The 15,409-nt window shown below is 66.8% G+C and carries 15 protein-coding genes; 8 read left to right on the plus strand and 7 right to left on the minus strand.

Annotation, left to right across the window (positions count from 1 at the left end; genetic code table 11):
- Positions 1-53: 53 nt before the first annotated feature.
- The 3 genes from secA (at position 54) to BMZ19_RS01850 (ending at position 5,127) form a co-directional block, all read left to right on the plus strand.
- Entirely contained in the window at positions 54-2,798 is a 2,745-nt protein-coding gene (gene secA, locus BMZ19_RS01840) for a preprotein translocase subunit SecA (RefSeq protein ID WP_090306010.1), read from the plus strand.
- Positions 2,799-2,903: 105 nt separating this feature from the next.
- Positions 2,904-4,121 carry a bifunctional glutamate N-acetyltransferase/amino-acid acetyltransferase ArgJ gene (gene argJ / locus BMZ19_RS01845; protein ID WP_090306012.1) on the plus strand — a complete coding sequence of 406 codons (1,218 nt, stop codon included), beginning with the start codon at positions 2,904-2,906 and terminating at the stop codon, positions 4,119-4,121.
- Between the two features lie 64 nt (positions 4,122-4,185).
- A complete protein-coding gene (locus BMZ19_RS01850) occupies positions 4,186-5,127 on the plus strand; it encodes a Nudix family hydrolase (protein ID WP_090306014.1) in 942 nt (313 codons plus the stop codon).
- Between the two features lie 6 nt (positions 5,128-5,133).
- Here BMZ19_RS01850 and BMZ19_RS01855 read toward each other — a convergent pair whose 3' ends face one another.
- Genes BMZ19_RS01855 through BMZ19_RS01870 form a run of 4 tightly spaced genes read right to left on the minus strand, consistent with a single transcriptional unit; the run spans position 5,134 to position 7,860 of the window.
- A complete protein-coding gene (locus BMZ19_RS01855) occupies positions 5,134-5,346 on the minus strand; it encodes a DUF3820 family protein (RefSeq protein ID WP_090306016.1) in 213 nt (70 codons plus the stop codon).
- Entirely contained in the window at positions 5,343-5,924 is a 582-nt protein-coding gene (locus tag BMZ19_RS01860; RefSeq protein WP_090306019.1) for a cob(I)yrinic acid a,c-diamide adenosyltransferase, read from the minus strand. Before BMZ19_RS01860 ends, BMZ19_RS01855 begins: the two co-directional genes overlap by 4 nt.
- A 53-nt stretch (positions 5,925-5,977) precedes the next feature.
- On the minus strand, positions 5,978-6,889 hold the full coding sequence (locus BMZ19_RS01865) for a putative 2-dehydropantoate 2-reductase (protein ID WP_170847687.1): 912 nt from the start codon (positions 6,887-6,889) through the stop codon (positions 5,978-5,980).
- Positions 6,886-7,860 carry a response regulator gene (locus BMZ19_RS01870; RefSeq protein ID WP_090306023.1) on the minus strand — a complete coding sequence of 325 codons (975 nt, stop codon included), beginning with the start codon at positions 7,858-7,860 and terminating at the stop codon, positions 6,886-6,888. The genes BMZ19_RS01865 and BMZ19_RS01870 overlap by 4 nt, the downstream gene beginning before the upstream one ends.
- A 145-nt stretch (positions 7,861-8,005) precedes the next feature.
- Here BMZ19_RS01870 and BMZ19_RS01875 point away from each other — a divergent pair, with 145 nt between their 5' ends.
- Complete coding sequence (locus BMZ19_RS01875) at positions 8,006-8,485, plus strand: YajQ family cyclic di-GMP-binding protein (protein WP_090306026.1); 480 nt, start codon at positions 8,006-8,008, stop codon at positions 8,483-8,485.
- An 86-nt stretch (positions 8,486-8,571) separates the two neighbouring features.
- Here the strand turns inward: BMZ19_RS01875 and BMZ19_RS01880 are convergent, their stop codons facing one another.
- Both BMZ19_RS01880 and BMZ19_RS01885 read right to left on the minus strand, forming a co-directional pair.
- Positions 8,572-10,125 (minus strand): AmpG family muropeptide MFS transporter, encoded by a 1,554-nt coding sequence (locus tag BMZ19_RS01880; RefSeq protein WP_090306028.1) that lies wholly within the window; start codon positions 10,123-10,125, stop codon positions 8,572-8,574.
- Between the two features lie 34 nt (positions 10,126-10,159).
- The gene (locus BMZ19_RS01885) at positions 10,160-10,507 is read right to left on the minus strand and encodes an MGMT family protein (protein ID WP_090306031.1); all 348 of its coding nucleotides are present in this window, start codon (positions 10,505-10,507) and stop codon (positions 10,160-10,162) included.
- 145 nt (positions 10,508-10,652) lie between these two features.
- Here BMZ19_RS01885 and BMZ19_RS01890 point away from each other — a divergent pair, with 145 nt between their 5' ends.
- A complete protein-coding gene (locus tag BMZ19_RS01890; RefSeq protein WP_090306034.1) occupies positions 10,653-11,657 on the plus strand; it encodes a DUF481 domain-containing protein in 1,005 nt (334 codons plus the stop codon).
- Between the two features lie 39 nt (positions 11,658-11,696).
- Here the strand turns inward: BMZ19_RS01890 and BMZ19_RS01895 are convergent, their stop codons facing one another.
- Positions 11,697-12,455, minus strand: coding sequence for an SDR family oxidoreductase (locus tag BMZ19_RS01895; RefSeq protein ID WP_090306037.1), 759 nt, complete (start codon positions 12,453-12,455; stop codon positions 11,697-11,699).
- 281 nt (positions 12,456-12,736) lie between these two features.
- Here BMZ19_RS01895 and BMZ19_RS01900 point away from each other — a divergent pair, with 281 nt between their 5' ends.
- The 3 genes from BMZ19_RS01900 to groL all read left to right on the plus strand — a co-directional run bounded on the left by BMZ19_RS01900 (position 12,737) and on the right by groL (position 15,381).
- A complete protein-coding gene (locus BMZ19_RS01900; RefSeq protein WP_090306040.1) occupies positions 12,737-13,207 on the plus strand; it encodes an FxsA family protein in 471 nt (156 codons plus the stop codon).
- Positions 13,208-13,397: 190 nt separating this feature from the next.
- The gene (locus BMZ19_RS01905) at positions 13,398-13,691 is read left to right on the plus strand and encodes a co-chaperone GroES (RefSeq protein WP_090306043.1); all 294 of its coding nucleotides are present in this window, start codon (positions 13,398-13,400) and stop codon (positions 13,689-13,691) included.
- 49 nt (positions 13,692-13,740) lie between these two features.
- The gene (gene groL, locus BMZ19_RS01910) at positions 13,741-15,381 is read left to right on the plus strand and encodes a chaperonin GroEL (RefSeq protein WP_090306045.1); all 1,641 of its coding nucleotides are present in this window, start codon (positions 13,741-13,743) and stop codon (positions 15,379-15,381) included.
- The last annotated feature ends 28 nt before the right edge of the window (positions 15,382-15,409 follow it).

The following is a 15,409-nucleotide window of genomic DNA, read 5'->3' on the forward strand; positions in this document are numbered from 1 at the left end:
TGGGCACTCCCCGGGAGTGCCCTCCATTTCCACAGATGGAAGACCCTCCCGATATGTTTGCGCCTTTGTTGAAGAAACTCTTTGGAAGCAAGAACGAGCGTGAAGTCAAGCGCATGGCCAAGGCTGTCCAGGCGGTCAACGCCCTGGAAGAGCAGATGGTCGCGCTGAGCGACGAGCAGCTCAGGGGCAAGACCGAAGAGTTCAAGGCGCGCCTGGCCCAGGGCGAAACCCTCGACAAGCTGCTGCCGGAAGCCTTTGCCGTGGCCCGCGAGGCCGGCAAGCGGGTGATGGGCATGCGCCACTTCGACGTCCAGCTGATCGGCGGCATGACCCTGCACGAGGGCAAGATCGCCGAGATGCGTACCGGCGAGGGCAAGACCCTGGTGGGCACCCTGGCGGTGTACCTCAATGCCCTGGAAGGCAAGGGCGTGCACGTGGTCACGGTCAACGACTACCTGGCCCGCCGCGACGCCAACTGGATGCGTCCGCTGTACGAATTCCTCGGCCTGTCGGTCGGCGTGGTCAGCCCGTTCCAGGACCCGGTCGACAAGCGTGCCGCCTACGCGGCCGACATCACCTACGGCACCAACAACGAATTCGGCTTCGACTACCTGCGCGACAACATGGCCTTCAGCCTGGACGACAAGTTCCAGCGCGAACTGAACTTCGCCGTGGTCGACGAGGTGGACTCGATCCTCATCGACGAGGCACGCACCCCGCTGATCATCTCCGGCCCGGCCGAGGACAGCTCGCGTCTGTACATGCAGATGAACCAGCTGATCCCGCGGCTCAAGCGCCAGGTCGAGGCGGAAGAGGGCGTGGTCGAGCAGGAAGGTCACTACAGCATCGACGAGAAGGCCCGCCAGGTCGAAATCACCGAGCAGGGCCACCAGTTCATCGAGGACATGCTGACCGAGGCCGGCCTGCTGGCCGAGGGCGAGAGCCTGTATTCGGCGCACAACCTCGGCCTGCTGACCCACGTCTACGCCGCCCTGCGCGCGCACACCCTGTTCCATCGCGACGTCGAATACATCGTGCAGAACAACCAGGTGGTGCTGATCGACGAGCACACCGGGCGCACCATGCAGGGCCGCCGGCTGTCCGAAGGCCTGCACCAGGCCATTGAGGCCAAGGAAGGCGTGCAGATCCAGGCCGAGAGCCAGACCCTGGCCTCGACCACCTTCCAGAACTACTTCCGCCTGTACAACAAGCTGGCCGGCATGACCGGCACCGCCGATACCGAGGCCTTCGAGTTCCGCCAGATCTACGGCCTCGATGTGGTGGTGATCCCGACCAACAAGCCGATCGCGCGCAAGGACTTCAACGACCTGGTCTACCTGACCCAGGAAGAGAAGTACGCGGCGGTCATCGAGGACGTCAAGGCCTGCCGGACCGAGGGACGTCCGGTGCTGGTCGGCACCGCTTCGATCGACAGTTCCGAGTATCTCTCCCAGCTGCTGCACAAGGCCGGCATGGAACACAAGGTGCTCAACGCCAAGTACCACGACAAGGAAGCCGAGATCATCGCCCAGGCCGGTCGTCCCGGCGCGGTGACCATCGCCACCAACATGGCCGGTCGCGGTACCGACATCCTTCTCGGCGGCAACTGGGAGGTGGAGGTCGCCGCGCTTGAGAACCCGACCGACGAGCAGATCGCCCAGGTCAAGGCCGACTGGCAGAAGCGCCACCAGCAGGTGATCGAGGCCGGCGGCCTGCACGTGATCGCCTCCGAGCGCCACGAGTCGCGGCGTATCGACAACCAGCTGCGTGGCCGTGCCGGTCGCCAGGGCGACCCGGGCTCCAGCCGCTTCTACCTGTCGCTGGAAGACAACCTGATGCGCATCTTCGCCTCCGACCGGGTGAAGAACTTCATGAAGGCCCTCGGCATGCAGTCCGGCGAGGCCATCGAGCACCGCATGGTGACCAACGCCATCGAGAAGGCGCAGCGCAAGGTCGAGGGACGTAACTTCGACATCCGCAAGCAGCTGCTCGAATTCGACGACGTGGCCAACGAGCAGCGCAAGGTGATCTACCACATGCGCAACAGCCTGCTGGCCGCCGACAGCGTCGGCGAGACCATCACCGAGTTCCGCAACGAAGTGCTGGCGCGGGTCATCGATGCGCACATCGCGCCGCAGTCACTGCCCGAGCAATGGGACGTCCGCGGCCTCGAGGCGGCGCTGCAGAGCGACTTCGGCCTCAAGCTGCCGGTGCAGCAGTGGCTGGACGAGGACGACAAGCTCTACGAGGAAACCCTGCGCGAGCGCATCCACGCCGAGGTGCTCAAGGATTATGCGGAGAAGGAGGAGCTGGCCGGCAGCGACGCGCTGCGCAGCTTCGAGAAGCAGATCCTCCTGCGCGTGCTCGACGACCTGTGGAAGGACCATCTGTCGACCATGGACCACCTGCGTCACGGTATCCACCTGCGCGGCTATGCGCAGAAGAACCCCAAGCAGGAGTACAAGCGCGAGTCGTTCGCCCTGTTCCAGGAGCTGCTCGACAACATCAAGCGCGATGCGATTCGTGTGCTTTCGCACGTGCAGGTACGCCGCGAAGATCCCGCCGAGGAGGAGGAGCGCCTGCGTCGCGAGGCCGAGGAACTGGCCGCCCGCATGCAGTTCCAGCATGCCGCGGTATCGGCGCTGGACCAGCCCGAGGAAAGTGCAGAGCCCGCGGGTGAGCCTGCCCAGGTAGCGGCCTTTGCCGCGGTGCGCCAGGAGCCGAAGATCGGCCGCAACGAGCCTTGCCCGTGCGGCTCCGGCAAGAAGTACAAGCACTGCCACGGCCAGATCGACTGATCGACGGCTAGCTTGATCGCGCCGCGACCGGCCTTGCCGCTCGCGGCGTTTTTGATACTGTTTCCCCCTCTATCCCGCGCTGTGCGCATTTCAAGGAGCTTTCCCATGGCTGTCGGTCTTGGCCCCCTGCCCACCCTGCACCCGGTTCCCGGCTTCGAACTCGGTATCGCCTCGGCCGGCATCAAGCGCGTCGGGCGCAAGGACGTGGTGGTGATGCGCTGTGCCGAGGGTTCGACCATCGCCGGCGTGACCACCACCAACGCCTTCTGCGCCGCGCCGGTGCTGGTCACCCGTGAGCGCCTGGCTGGCGAGGTTCGCTATCTGCTGACCAACACCGGCAACGCCAACGCCGGCACCGGCCCGGACGGCCTGGTCCGCGCCCGCCGCGCCTGCGCCAAGCTCGCCGAGCTGGCCGGGGTGGCCGAGAGCGCGGTGCTGCCGTTCTCCACCGGGGTGATCGGCGAGCCGCTGCCGGTCGAGAAGATCGAGGGCGCCCTGGCCGCCGCGCTGGCCGACCTCAGTGTCGACAACTGGGCGCAGGCCGCCGAGGGCATCATGACCACCGACACTCTGCCCAAGGGTGCCAGTCGGCAGTTCCAGCATGACGGCGTGACCGTCACCGTCACCGGCATCAGCAAGGGCGCCGGGATGATCCGCCCGAACATGGCCACCATGCTCGGCTACATCGCCACCGACGCCAAGGTGGCCCGCGACGTGCTGCAGGACCTGGTGCGCGACGCCGCCAACAAGTCGTTCAATCGCATCACCATCGATGGCGACACCTCGACCAACGACTGCTGCATGCTGATTGCCACCGGCCAGGCCACCCTGCCGGAAATCGCCGAGAAAGGCGGCGAGCTGTTCGCGAAGCTCAAGCAGGCGGTGTTCGAGGTGTTCATGGAGGTGGCCCAGGCCATCGTTCGCGACGGCGAGGGTGCCACCAAGTTCGTCACCGTGCAGGTCAACGGCGGCGCCAACGCCCAGGAGTGCCTGGACGTGGCCTACGCCGTGGCCCACTCGCCGCTGATCAAGACCGCGCTGTTCGCCTCCGACCCCAACTGGGGGCGCATCCTCGCCGCGGTCGGCTATGCCGGCGTGCCGAACCTCGATGTCAGCCTGATCGACGTGTTCCTCGATGACGTGTGCATCGCCAGCCAGGGCGGCCGTGCCGCCACCTACACCGAGGAGCAGGGCGCGGCGGTGATGGCCCAGGCCGAGATCGGCATCCGTATCGAGCTGGGCCGCGGCGCGTGCAGCGAGACGATCTGGACCACCGACCTGTCCCACGAGTACGTGCGCATCAACGCCGAATACCGTTCCTGACCAGGGAGGCGTGCCGCCGGGCTCAGGCCTGCCGGCGGCACGCCGCGCTATGGAGTCCGAGTCGATGAAACGACTGCACGTAGCCGCGGCGGTGATCCGCGGTGCCGATGGCCGGGTATTGATCGCCCGGCGCCCCGAACACAAGCATCAGGGCGGCCTGTGGGAGTTTCCCGGCGGCAAGGTCGAGGCCGGCGAGGTGGTGGAAGCCGCGCTGGCCCGCGAGCTGCACGAGGAGCTGGGCATTCGCGTGACGGCCTCCCGACCGCTGATCCAGGTGCGCCACGACTATCCCGACCTCGCCGTGCTGCTCGACGTCCACGAGGTCAGCGCCTTCAGCGGCGAGCCTCATGGCGCCGAAGGCCAGCCGCTGGCCTGGGTGGCGCCGCGCGAGTTGCCGCACTACGAGTTTCCCGAGGCCAACCGGCCGATCGTCGCCGCGGCCCGCCTGCCGGCGCGGTACCTGATCACTCCCGACCAGCTCGAACCCGCCGAGCTGCTGCGCGGTATCCGCCAGGCGCTGGCCGACGGCATCCGCCTGCTGCAGCTGCGCGCACCGAACATGTACAGCGCCGAATACCGCGACCTGGCGGTGGACATCCAGGGCCTGTGCGCCGGCAAGGCACAGCTGATGCTCAAGGGGCCGCTGGAGTGGCTGGGCGACTTTCCCGCCGCCGGCTGGCACCTGACCGCCGCGCAGTTGCGCCAGTACGCCGCCAAGGGCCGTCCGTTTCCGGCCGAGCGCTGGCTGGCGGCGTCCTGCCACAACGCCGAGGAACTGGCGCTGGCGGCGCAGATGGGGGTGGACTTCGTCACCCTGTCCCCGCTGCAGGCCACCCAGACCCATCCCGACGCCGCGCCGCTCGGCTGGGAGGCGGCCGCCGAGCTGATCCGCGCTTTCAACCAGCCGATTTACCTGCTCGGTGGCGTGGGGGCGGCCGAGCAGGCGCGCGCCTGGCAGATCGGCGCCCAAGGCGTGGCCGGCATCCGCGCGTTCTGGCCGGGCTGAGCGGATTCAACGCCGGCGCAGCGGCTCCAGCAGGGGCCGCAGGCCGTTGTGGTCGATCTCGTGCATCAGCGCCAGCAGCCGGCCGACCTCGCCCGGCGGAAAGCCGCTGCGGGCGAACCAGGCCAGGTAGTGGCCGGGCAGGTCGCTAATCAGCCGCCCCTGATACTTGCCGAACGGCATCTCGCGTCTGACCAGAAGCAGCAGGTCCTCGGGCTTCATGCCTCGGGTGCCGACGCGGCCTGCCACAGCACCTCGTTGACCTGCTGGCGGCGGGCGATCAGCCGCGCCCCCACGAACAGCAGGTCGGAAAGGCGATTGAGGTAGGCCAGGCACTCGCCGCGCAGCGGCTCGACGGCGTTGAGGTGCTGGCAGCGGCGCTCGGCGCTGCGCGCGAAGCTGCGGCAGACGTGGGCCTGCGCCACCAGGCGCGAGCCGCCGGGGAGGATGAAGTTTTTCAGCGGGCCGACTTCCTCGTTCCAGGCATCGATGGCCTGCTCCAGGCGGGTGATCTCCACGGCGTCCAGTGCCTGGTATTCGGGCATCGCCAGTTCGCCGCCGAGGTCGAACAGGCGGTGCTGGCAGGGCGCGAGCAGCTCGAGGATTTCCGTCAGTCCCGAATGCAGGGGCTGCTGTTCGGCCAGCTCGGTGAGCAGCAGGCCGAGCTGGCTGTTCAGCGTGTCGACCTCGCCCATCGCCTCGATGCGCGGGTGGTCCTTGGTCACTCGGCGGCCGTCGGCCAGGCCGGTTTCGCCGGCATCGCCGGTGCGGGTATAGATCTTCGACAGGCGAAAGCCCATGGTGTGTGTCCTGTGACTGCGGGGAGGATGGCAGTCGGCAGGGTAGCGGGCGCTCAGTCCTGGGGCAATCCGCGGGCGCCCAGATGGGCGCGCAGACGCTGCTCGAGGGCCTGCAGGCGCGGCAGTGCCAGCTGCCGCTGCGCGGCCTCGTGGCAGGCATGGCCGAGCAGGTAGCCGATCTCGGTACGCCGGCCGGCGGCGACGTCCTGGTACATGGAGGAATAGTTGGCCGCGGTGGCGGCGATCACCCGCTCCACCTCGGCCTGCAGGTCGACAGCCGCGTCGGCCTGACCGCAGGCGAGCAGCAGCGCGACCAGTTCGGCGCACAGCGCGGCGACTTCCTCGCCATGCGCCTGCAGGCCGCCGTTGCGACAGTGGTACAGCACGGTGAGCGGGTTGATCGCGCAGTTCAGCGCCAGCTTGCGCCACAGCCGGCCGAGAATGTCCGCCGTCCAGCTGGCGGCAATCCCGGCCTGGGCCAGTTCGCCCAGCCACTCCGGCGCTGGCGAGGGCGGCACGGTGCCGAGCCAGGTATGCCCGGCGCCGGCATGTACCACATGAAAATCGCCGCGGCGGAAGGCGCCTTCGGTGCTGGAGGCGAAGATGCAGCGGGCCTGGGGGAGCAGGGAGGCCACCTGGTCCTGGCTGCCTAGGCCGTTCTGCAGCAGGATGACCTCGGCGCCGGGGGCCAGGCGCGCGTGCAGGGCGCGGGCGGCGGTTGCGGCGTCGTAGGCCTTGCTGGCCAGCAGCAGGCGATGGATCGGTGCGCTATCGGTAATCGCTTCGGCGGACAGCGGCAGGATTTGGCGGACGCCATTCTCCTCGAGGGTCAGGCCGCCGGCGGCATGGTACTGCGCCAGCCGCTGCGGGTTGCGCAGCAGCAGGCGTACCGGCTGGCCGGCGCGGGCCAGGCGGGCGGCCCACAGCCCGCCGAGGCTGCCGGCGCCAAGCACATGCCAGGTCACGACGCCGAGGCTTGCGGCTGCTGCAGGCGCTGGCAGGCGATGCGGCCGCTGCTGCGGGCCTCCGCCAACTGGCCGGCGGCCTGACGCATCAGCGTGTCGATGCTCACCGGGCAGTCGCGGGCATCGACGCCGACCAGGGCAATCGCGGCCTGCAGGGTGATGAAGCCTTCGCTGGTCTTCAAGGCCTTGAGGTTGAGGCTGTCATGCAGGCGGCGAAAGCTGCTGTGGCTGCATTCGCGCAGATCGTCGACCATGGCGACCACGGCAAAGTGGCTGTCGTCGAGGCGGACCAGCGCGTCGAGGGGGCGCAGCATGTTGCGCAGACGGCAGGCGACGTTGTAGAGCAGTTCGCGCTGCAGGCCCTCGCCGCGGTTGCGCCGGTTGGCGGGATCGTCCAGCCCGATCAGCAGGTAGCACAGCGCTCCGCCGCGCGACTCCAGCTGGCGCAGGGCGTCGCCCAGATGCTGGCGCAGGAAGCGCAGGTTGCCGAGGCCGGTCAGCTCGTCGATCACGTTGCGCTGTTCGAGGTTGTTGACGTTGTGCGCCAGGCGGCGGGTTTCCTGCTCCAGGCGTTGCAGTCTGCCGCACAGGCGGTCGGCGGCGCGCACCCGCGGGAGCAGTTGCTCGTTGACCGCGGCCTTGTTGACGAAGTCATCGACCCCGCAGTCGAAGGCTTCGGTCAGCAGGTTGTCACCGTCACTGCCGGTGAGCAGGATGATGTAGGTGTAGTGCTCGCCGCTTTCATCGAGCTGGCGAATCTGGGTGGTCAGTTGCAGGCCGTTCATTTCCGGCATCAGCCAGTCGGCGAGCAGCACATGGGCCGGTCGCTGGTCGAGCGCCGCGAGTGCTTCACTGGCGCTGCCGGCGTAGCGGATGTCGCGATAGCCGGCCTGCTGGAGTACGCGGCCGATCAGCGCGCTGGAGAACCTGGCATCGTCCACCACCATGATGCTGAGGTTGGGATCGGACATGGGTGTGGGCTCGCTGGATAGTGGGTGTGGTGCGCGAGTGCGGCACCGGTCGGATGGTCGGTTATAATGACGACTCGCTTTTTACCGTCAAGTCAGGCGCAACGCATCCGTGAACCCGGTCGCGCCGTCCATCTGGAGAGTCCCCATGCCCTCGTTCGACGTGGTGTCCGAACTGGACAAACACGAAGTCACCAACGCTGTCGACAATGCCATCAAGGATCTGGATCGCCGCTACGACCTGCGCGGCAAGGGCAGTTTCGAGTTCAAGGAGAAGACCGTCACCCTGACGGCCGAAGCCGACTTCATGCTCGAGCAGATGATCGAGATCCTCAAGCTGGCGCTGGTCAAGCGCAAGATTGACGTCCAGTGCCTGGAGTTCAAGGACCCCTATGCCTCCGGCAAGGTGGTCAAGCAGGAAGTGATCCTGCGCGAAGGCATCGACAAGGAACTGGCGAAGAAGATCGTCGCGCTGATCAAGGACGGCAAGCTCAAGGTCCAGGCGGCGATTCAGGGCGAGCAGGTGCGCGTCACCGGCAAGAAGCGCGACGACCTGCAGGAAGCCATCGCCCTGCTGCGCACCCAGGAACTGGGCATGCCGCTGCAGTTCAACAATTTCCGCGACTGATTGCCCGCGGCGACAGCGGACTTCGGCGTCAAATGGCAAAAGGCCAGTCTCGCGACTGGCCTTTTGCGTTCGGCGGGGCTGCCTGCTCAGTGGGGCTGTGGCGGTTCGCCGAGCGGGACGGCCGGGTTGCCGTTGGGCTGCCGGCGCTCGCGCCCCCACTGCAGGCCGATCAGCAGCAGGGTCGGCAGGCCGATGAGTGCGGTGACCAGGAAGAAGTCGGCATAGCCGAGCGACTCCACCATGACTCCGGAGTAGCCACCGATCAGACGCGGCAGCAGCAGCATGATCGAGCTGAGCAGGGCGTACTGGGTGGCGGAGAACTGCAGGTTGGTCAGGCTCGACAGGTAGGCGACGAAAGCCGCGGTGGCCAGGCCGCCGCTGAAGTTGTCCATCGAAATGGTGACCACCAGCATCTCGAGGTTCGGGCCCATGCCGGAGAGCATGGCGAACAGCAGGTTGGTCGCCGCGGAGGCCAGGCCGCCGAGGAACAGGATCGGCAGGATGCCGAAGCGCACGATCAGCAGGCCGCCGACCCCGGCGCCGAGCAGGGTCATCACCAGGCCGAACAGCTTGCTGACGCTGGCGATCTGGTCCTTGCTGAAGCCCAGGTCGACGTAGAACACGTTGGCCATCACGCCCATCACCGTATCCGACATGCGATAGGTGGCGATCAGGCCGAGGAGGATCAGCGCCTGCCAGCGGTAGCGCTGGATGAAGTCGCTGATCGGCGTCAGTACCGGGGCCAGGCCGCGGCGGCCGAAGGACGACAGGCACAACACGGTGAGCACGGTGTACAGGGTGAAGCGCAGGAAGGCGCGGTCGTCGAGCAGCAGGTCGATCAGGGTCACCTGGCTGCTGAACACCCCGTCCACGCCGCTGTGGTAGAGCTGGGTGAACATCGCCGGCACCGAGATCAGCAGGACGATCAGCACCAGCACCGACACCAGCTGATGGGTCAGGCCGTAGCGGGCGGCTGCCTGCTGGGTCTGCTGCGGCACCGGTGGCTCCTTCATCCACAGGGTGGTGAGCAGGCCAGGCAGCATCAGCAGGGCGAACAGCAGGTAAGTGCTGGCCCAGGCCGGGTACAGGTAGCTGCTGCCGGTCGAGCCGAAACCCTCGGCGACGAACAGCGCGCCGGCGGTGGCCAGCAGCATGGCCACCCGGTAGCCGGTGGTGTAGCAGGCCGCCAGCGCCGCCTGCTGGGTGTTCTCGGCGATCTCCAGGCGGTAGGCATCGAGGGCGATGTCCTGGGTGGCCGAGGCGAAGGCGACCAGCACCGCCACGCCGATCAGCCAAGCCAGGTGGGTCTGCGGGTCGAACAGCGCCATGCCGGCCAGGCCGACGGCCACCAGGAGCTGTGACAGCGCCAGCCAGGAGCGGCGGCGGCCGAGGCGGCCCAGCAGGGGCAGGCGCCATTGGTCGAGCAGCGGCGACCACACCCACTTGAAGGCGTAGGCCAGACCGATCAGGCTGGCATAGCCGATGGTCTCGCGCGCCACCCCGGCCTCGCGCAGCCACACCGAGAGGGTGGAGAACACCAGCACCATCGGCAGGCCGGCGGCGAAGCCGAGCAGCAGGAGTGCCAGGGCGGAGGGGCTGGCATAGGTGGCGAAGGCTTCGCGCCAGGTTCTACGGGGCATGGAACGCTGCATGGTGGCGGACAAAGCAGGCACTTTAACCGCTCTGGCTACCGGGATGCCAGCCATGCCGACGGATGTCCAGGCGGCCGCCCGACACGGCGATGCCCTCGGCGGCCAGGCGGCGCCGCTGCTCGTCACCGGCCGGCGATCCGGCAGGGAGGCTCAGGCGACCACCGGCGGCGATGACCCGGTGCCAGGGCAGGGCGGTATCCTCCGGCAGCTGGCTCAGGCAGCGGCCGACCCACCGCGCTGCACGGCCCAGGCCTGCCTGTTCGGCGAGCTGGCCATAGCTAACCACCCGTCCGGGCGGGATCTGGGCCAGCGCGGCATACAGCGCACTGCGGCGGCAGTCCGCAGGGTGCTGGGCGGATGAGGCAGGCATGATGCAGGGGCTCGTCAGCGATCAGGTCTCCAGCATAACGCCCTGGCGGCCGAGAGTGCAGTGCCGCCGTATGGCGGCTGCGTCTTGCGCACTCGCCGTGCTCCCGCATAATGCGCCCCCGTCTCATCGCCCGTTTCTGCCCATCATGCGTCCGTTGTCCCTGCTGCTGTCCGTCATCCTGTCCCTCCTCGTCACCCCGGCCCTGGCCGATACCGTCTGGCTGAAGAATGGCGACCGCCTGAGCGGGCAGATCCAGCTGTTCGACGGCGGCAGGCTGTTGTTCAAGACCGTCTACGCCGGCAGCGTGACCCTCGACTGGCAGCAGGTCGCCAGCCTGGAAAGTAGCCAGGCGCTGCTGATCAAGCTGGACGATGGCGAGGGCGAGCATGCCCGTGGCCTGCGTCGCGCCGCCGATGGCCGGGTCGAACTGGTCAATGGCGCGGCGCGCAGCGTCGAGCTGGCCCGGGTCAAGCAGATCCTGCCGCCGCGGCCGCTGGTCGAGGACTGGGTGTGGAGCGGCAGCGCCGACTTTGCTGCCGAGTACGAGCAGGCCGAGAAGGATGTCGAGGAGTTCGACGTCGACCTGCGCACCAAGGCACGCCACGGCCTGTGGCGGCACAATCTCAGCGCCAGCTACGACCGCGAGTCCAAGGACGAGGTGGAGGTGGAGGACAGCATCGGCGCCGAGTACGCCCTCGACCGCTTCCTCGACGAGCACTGGTTCTGGCAGGGCAAGTTCGAATACGAGCGCGATCGTATCGGCGAGCTGGCGATCCAGCGCACCCTGGGTAGCGGCCCGGGTTACCAGTTCTGGGACAACGAGCTGGGCGCCTTCTCGCTGGTCTCGCTGCTCAACCGTCACGACCTGGACTTCGCTGCCGGCGGCGACGAGCACTTCTACGCGCTGGGCTTCAAGTGGGACTACAGCCGCTACCTGTTCGGCAAGCGCTTCGAGCTGTTCAGTCATGGCGAGCTGGGCGCGCCCTTCGTCGATGCCATCGACTACAAGCTGGAGAGCGACCTGGGGCTGCGCTACAAGATCAACAGCTGGGCTTCCCTGCACCTCAAGGGTGAATGGGACCAGTTGCGTGGCGAGCAGGGCGATGTCGACGAGTCGACCTACAGCGTCGGCTTTGGCGTCGGCTGGTAAGCAAGCCGGAGCGGGCAGGCGCGCCGCTCCGGCTGGGCCTTACAGGCGGATGCCGCCATCCACCTCGATCACGCGACCGGTGAAATAGTCGTTCTCGAAGATGAACGCCGCGGCGCTGGCAATCTCCTCCGGCTCTCCCAGACGCTTGGTCGGGATGCCCGAGGCCAGCTTCTCCAAGGCTTCGGGCTTCATGCTGGCCACCATGTCGGTGGCGATGAAGCCGGGGGCAATGGCGCCGACGCGGATGCCGTAGCGCGCCAGCTCCTTGGCCCAGACCACGGTGAGCGAGGCCACCGCGGCCTTGGCCGCGCTGTAGTTGCTCTGGCCCATGTTGCCGGCGCGCGAGACCGAGGAGATGTTGACGATCGTGCCCGCGCATTTCAGCTCGATCATCTTCGCCGCCACTTCGCGGCTGCAGAGGAACACGCCGGTCAGGTTGACGTCGATCACCGCCTGCCACTGCGCCAGGGGCAGCTTCTGGATCTCGCCGTCCTTGACCTTGAGCAGCAGGCCGTCACGCAGGATGCCGGCGTTGTTGATCAGGCCGTGGATGGCGCCGAAGTCGGCGGCTACCTGTTGCACCATGCGCTCGACCTGGGCTTCGTCGGCGACGTTGCAGATATAGGCGCGCGCCTCGACACCGTTGGCCTGGCAGGCGTTGACTGCCAGCTCCAGCTTTTCCGGGTTGAGATCGATTAGTGCCAGTTTTGCACCGCGGCAGGATAGGTATTCGGCCATGGCTCGGCCGAGACCCTGGCCGCCGCCGGTAATGATGATGACTTTGTCTTTCAGTTGCATGAGGAAATCCCCACCGCTTGAGTGTTCTAGGGCCTCGCGGGCGTTTCGGGAAATCCGGAAAGGCCTGTCCGTTGCAACGGATTCTTTGCGAGGGGGCATGCTTCGAGCGTCTTGTGCAGTGCAGCATGTCCGCGCTGGGGGGTCAAGAATAATTCACCCGTTTGCGGGGCGTCGGCTGATGGTTGGGCGACGGGCGGTGGCGCGTTGTCTTGAATTTGTCGAGCGCCGACGCCATTTCATGTCACATTGGGGTGTCATGCCCGCCAAGGAAAATCGACGCGATGCGCGTACTGCTGTTCGTCTTCATCCTCTTTCCGCTGCTCGAGCTGGCCTTGCTGATCAAGGTCGGCAGCAGTATCGGCGTGCTGACCACCCTGCTGCTGGTGATCGCCAGCGCACTGGTTGGTGGCTTCCTGTTGCGCATCGCCGGTCCGGCGACCGCCTGGCGTGCCCGCGCCCGCCTGCTCAGCGGCGAGGCGCCGGAGCAGGAGATGCTCGACGGCCTGTTGATGGCTCTCGGCGGCTTCCTGCTGCTGCTGCCGGGCTTTCTCAGCGACGTGCTCGGCGTGCTGTGCCTGCTGCCGTTCACCCGCCACCTGCTGCGCAAGCGCCTCGGCCTGCGCGCGCAGCGCTTTGCCCAGTCCTCTACGCACGCCGATCACTCCGCCGGAGCTGCCCAGCCTGGTCAGGAGGCGCCGAAACAGTCGCGTCCGCAGATCATCGAAGGCGAGTGGGAACGTCGCGACGACTGATTTTTTTTCGATTGCCCCTTGAAATGCCCTTGCCGGCCCTTATGTAGCGGTCAGCGCAGGATTGCTGTCGCAGTCGCTGCCCAGACTTCAACGACGTGCCTGGCACGTCGTCCCCGGCAATGCCGGAATCTACCAACCCGCCGGTGAGCATCACCGGACGCTGGAAACAACCTGTTAGGAGAGATCGACAATGAAGCTTCGTCCTCTGCATGACCGCGTCGTGATTCGTCGCAGCGAAGAAGAAACCAAGACCGCAGGCGGCATCGTGCTGCCGGGCTCCGCTGCCGAGAAGCCGAACCAGGGTGAAGTCGTCGCGGTCGGTGCCGGTCGCGTGCTGGACAACGGCGAAGTGCGTCCGCTGGCAGTGAAGGTGGGTGACAAGGTGGTGTTCGGCCCGTACTCCGGCAGCAACACCATCAAGGTCGACGGTGAAGACCTGCTGGTGATGGCCGAGAGCGAAATCCTCGCCGTGCTGGAAGCCTGAGTCACCGTCCCTTTTCCGCATTCACTGAATTCCATTTGAGGTAGAGAACATGGCTGCTAAAGAAGTTAAGTTCGGCGATTCCGCTCGCAAGAAGATGCTGGTCGGCGTAAACGTCCTGGCTGACGCCGTCAAGGCCACCCTCGGCCCGAAAGGCCGCAACGTGGTGCTGGAAAAGAGCTTCGGTGCTCCGCTGATCACCAAGGACGGCGTTTCCGTCGCCAAGGAAATCGAGCTGAAGGATCGCTTCGAGAACATGGGCGCCCAGCTGGTCAAGGACGTGGCCTCCAAGGCCAACGACCAGGCCGGTGACGGCACCACCACCGCCACCGTGCTGGCCCAGGCCATCGTCAACGAAGGCCTCAAGGCCGTCGCTGCCGGCATGAACCCGATGGATCTGAAGCGCGGCATCGACAAGGCGACCATCGCCATCGTCGCCGAGCTGAAGAACCTGTCCAAGCCGTGCACCGACACCAAGGCCATCGCCCAGGTCGGCACCATCTCCGCCAACTCCGACAACTCCATCGGTGACATCATCGCCGAAGCCATGGAAAAGGTCGGCAAGGAAGGCGTGATCACCGTCGAGGAAGGCTCGGGCCTGGAAAACGAACTGTCGGTCGTCGAAGGCATGCAGTTCGACCGCGGCTACCTGTCCCCGTACTTCATCAACAAGCCGGACACCATGGTGGCCGAGCTGGACAGCCCGCTGCTGCTGCTGGTCGACAAGAAGATCTCCAACATCCGCGAAATGCTGCCGGTGCTGGAAGCGGTCGCCAAGGCCGGTCGTCCGCTGCTGATCGTCGCCGAAGACGTCGAAGGCGAAGCGCTGGCCACCCTGGTGGTCAACAACATGCGCGGCATCGTCAAGGTCGCTGCGGTCAAGGCGCCGGGCTTCGGCGATCGCCGCAAGGCCATGCTGCAGGACATCGCCATCCTCACCGGCGGCACCGTGATCTCCGAGGAAGTCGGCTTGTCGCTGGAAGGCGCCGGTCTGGAGCACCTGGGCAACGCCAAGCGCGTCGTGCTGAACAAGGAAAACACCACCATCATCGACGGCGCCGGCGCTCAGGCCGACATCGAAGCCCGTGTGGCGCAGATCCGCAAGCAGGTCGAAGACACCACTTCCGACTACGACAAGGAAAAGCTGCAAGAGCGTCTGGCCAAGCTGGCCGGCGGTGTTGCCGTGATCAAGGTCGGTGCCGGTACCGAAGTCGAGATGAAAGAGAAGAAGGCCCGCGTCGAAGACGCCCTGCACGCGACCCGCGCTGCGGTGGAAGAAGGCGTGGTGCCTGGCGGCGGCGTTGCCCTGGTGCGCGCCCTGCAGGCCATCGAAGCCCTGAAGGGTGACAACGAAGACCAGAACGTTGGTATCGCCCTGCTGCGTCGTGCGGTCGAAGCGCCGCTGCGCCAGATCGTCGCCAACGCCGGCGGCGAGCCGAGCGTGGTGGTCGACAAGGTCAAGCAAGGCAACGGCAACTTCGGCTTCAACGCCGCTACCGATGTCTACGGCGACATGATCGAGATGGGTATCCTCGATCCGGCCAAGGTCACCCGTACTGCCCTGCAGGCCGCCGCCTCCATCGGCAGCCTGATGATCACCACCGAAGCCATGGTTGCCGACATCGTCGACGACAAGGCCGGTCCGGCGATGCCGGACATGGGTGGCATGGGCGGCATGGGCGGCATGATGTAAGCCGACCGGCCTCCAGCTCCATAGCTGA

It is taken from the genome of Pseudomonas linyingensis, assembly GCF_900109175.1.
Lineage (GTDB): Bacteria > Pseudomonadota > Gammaproteobacteria > Pseudomonadales > Pseudomonadaceae > Geopseudomonas > Geopseudomonas linyingensis.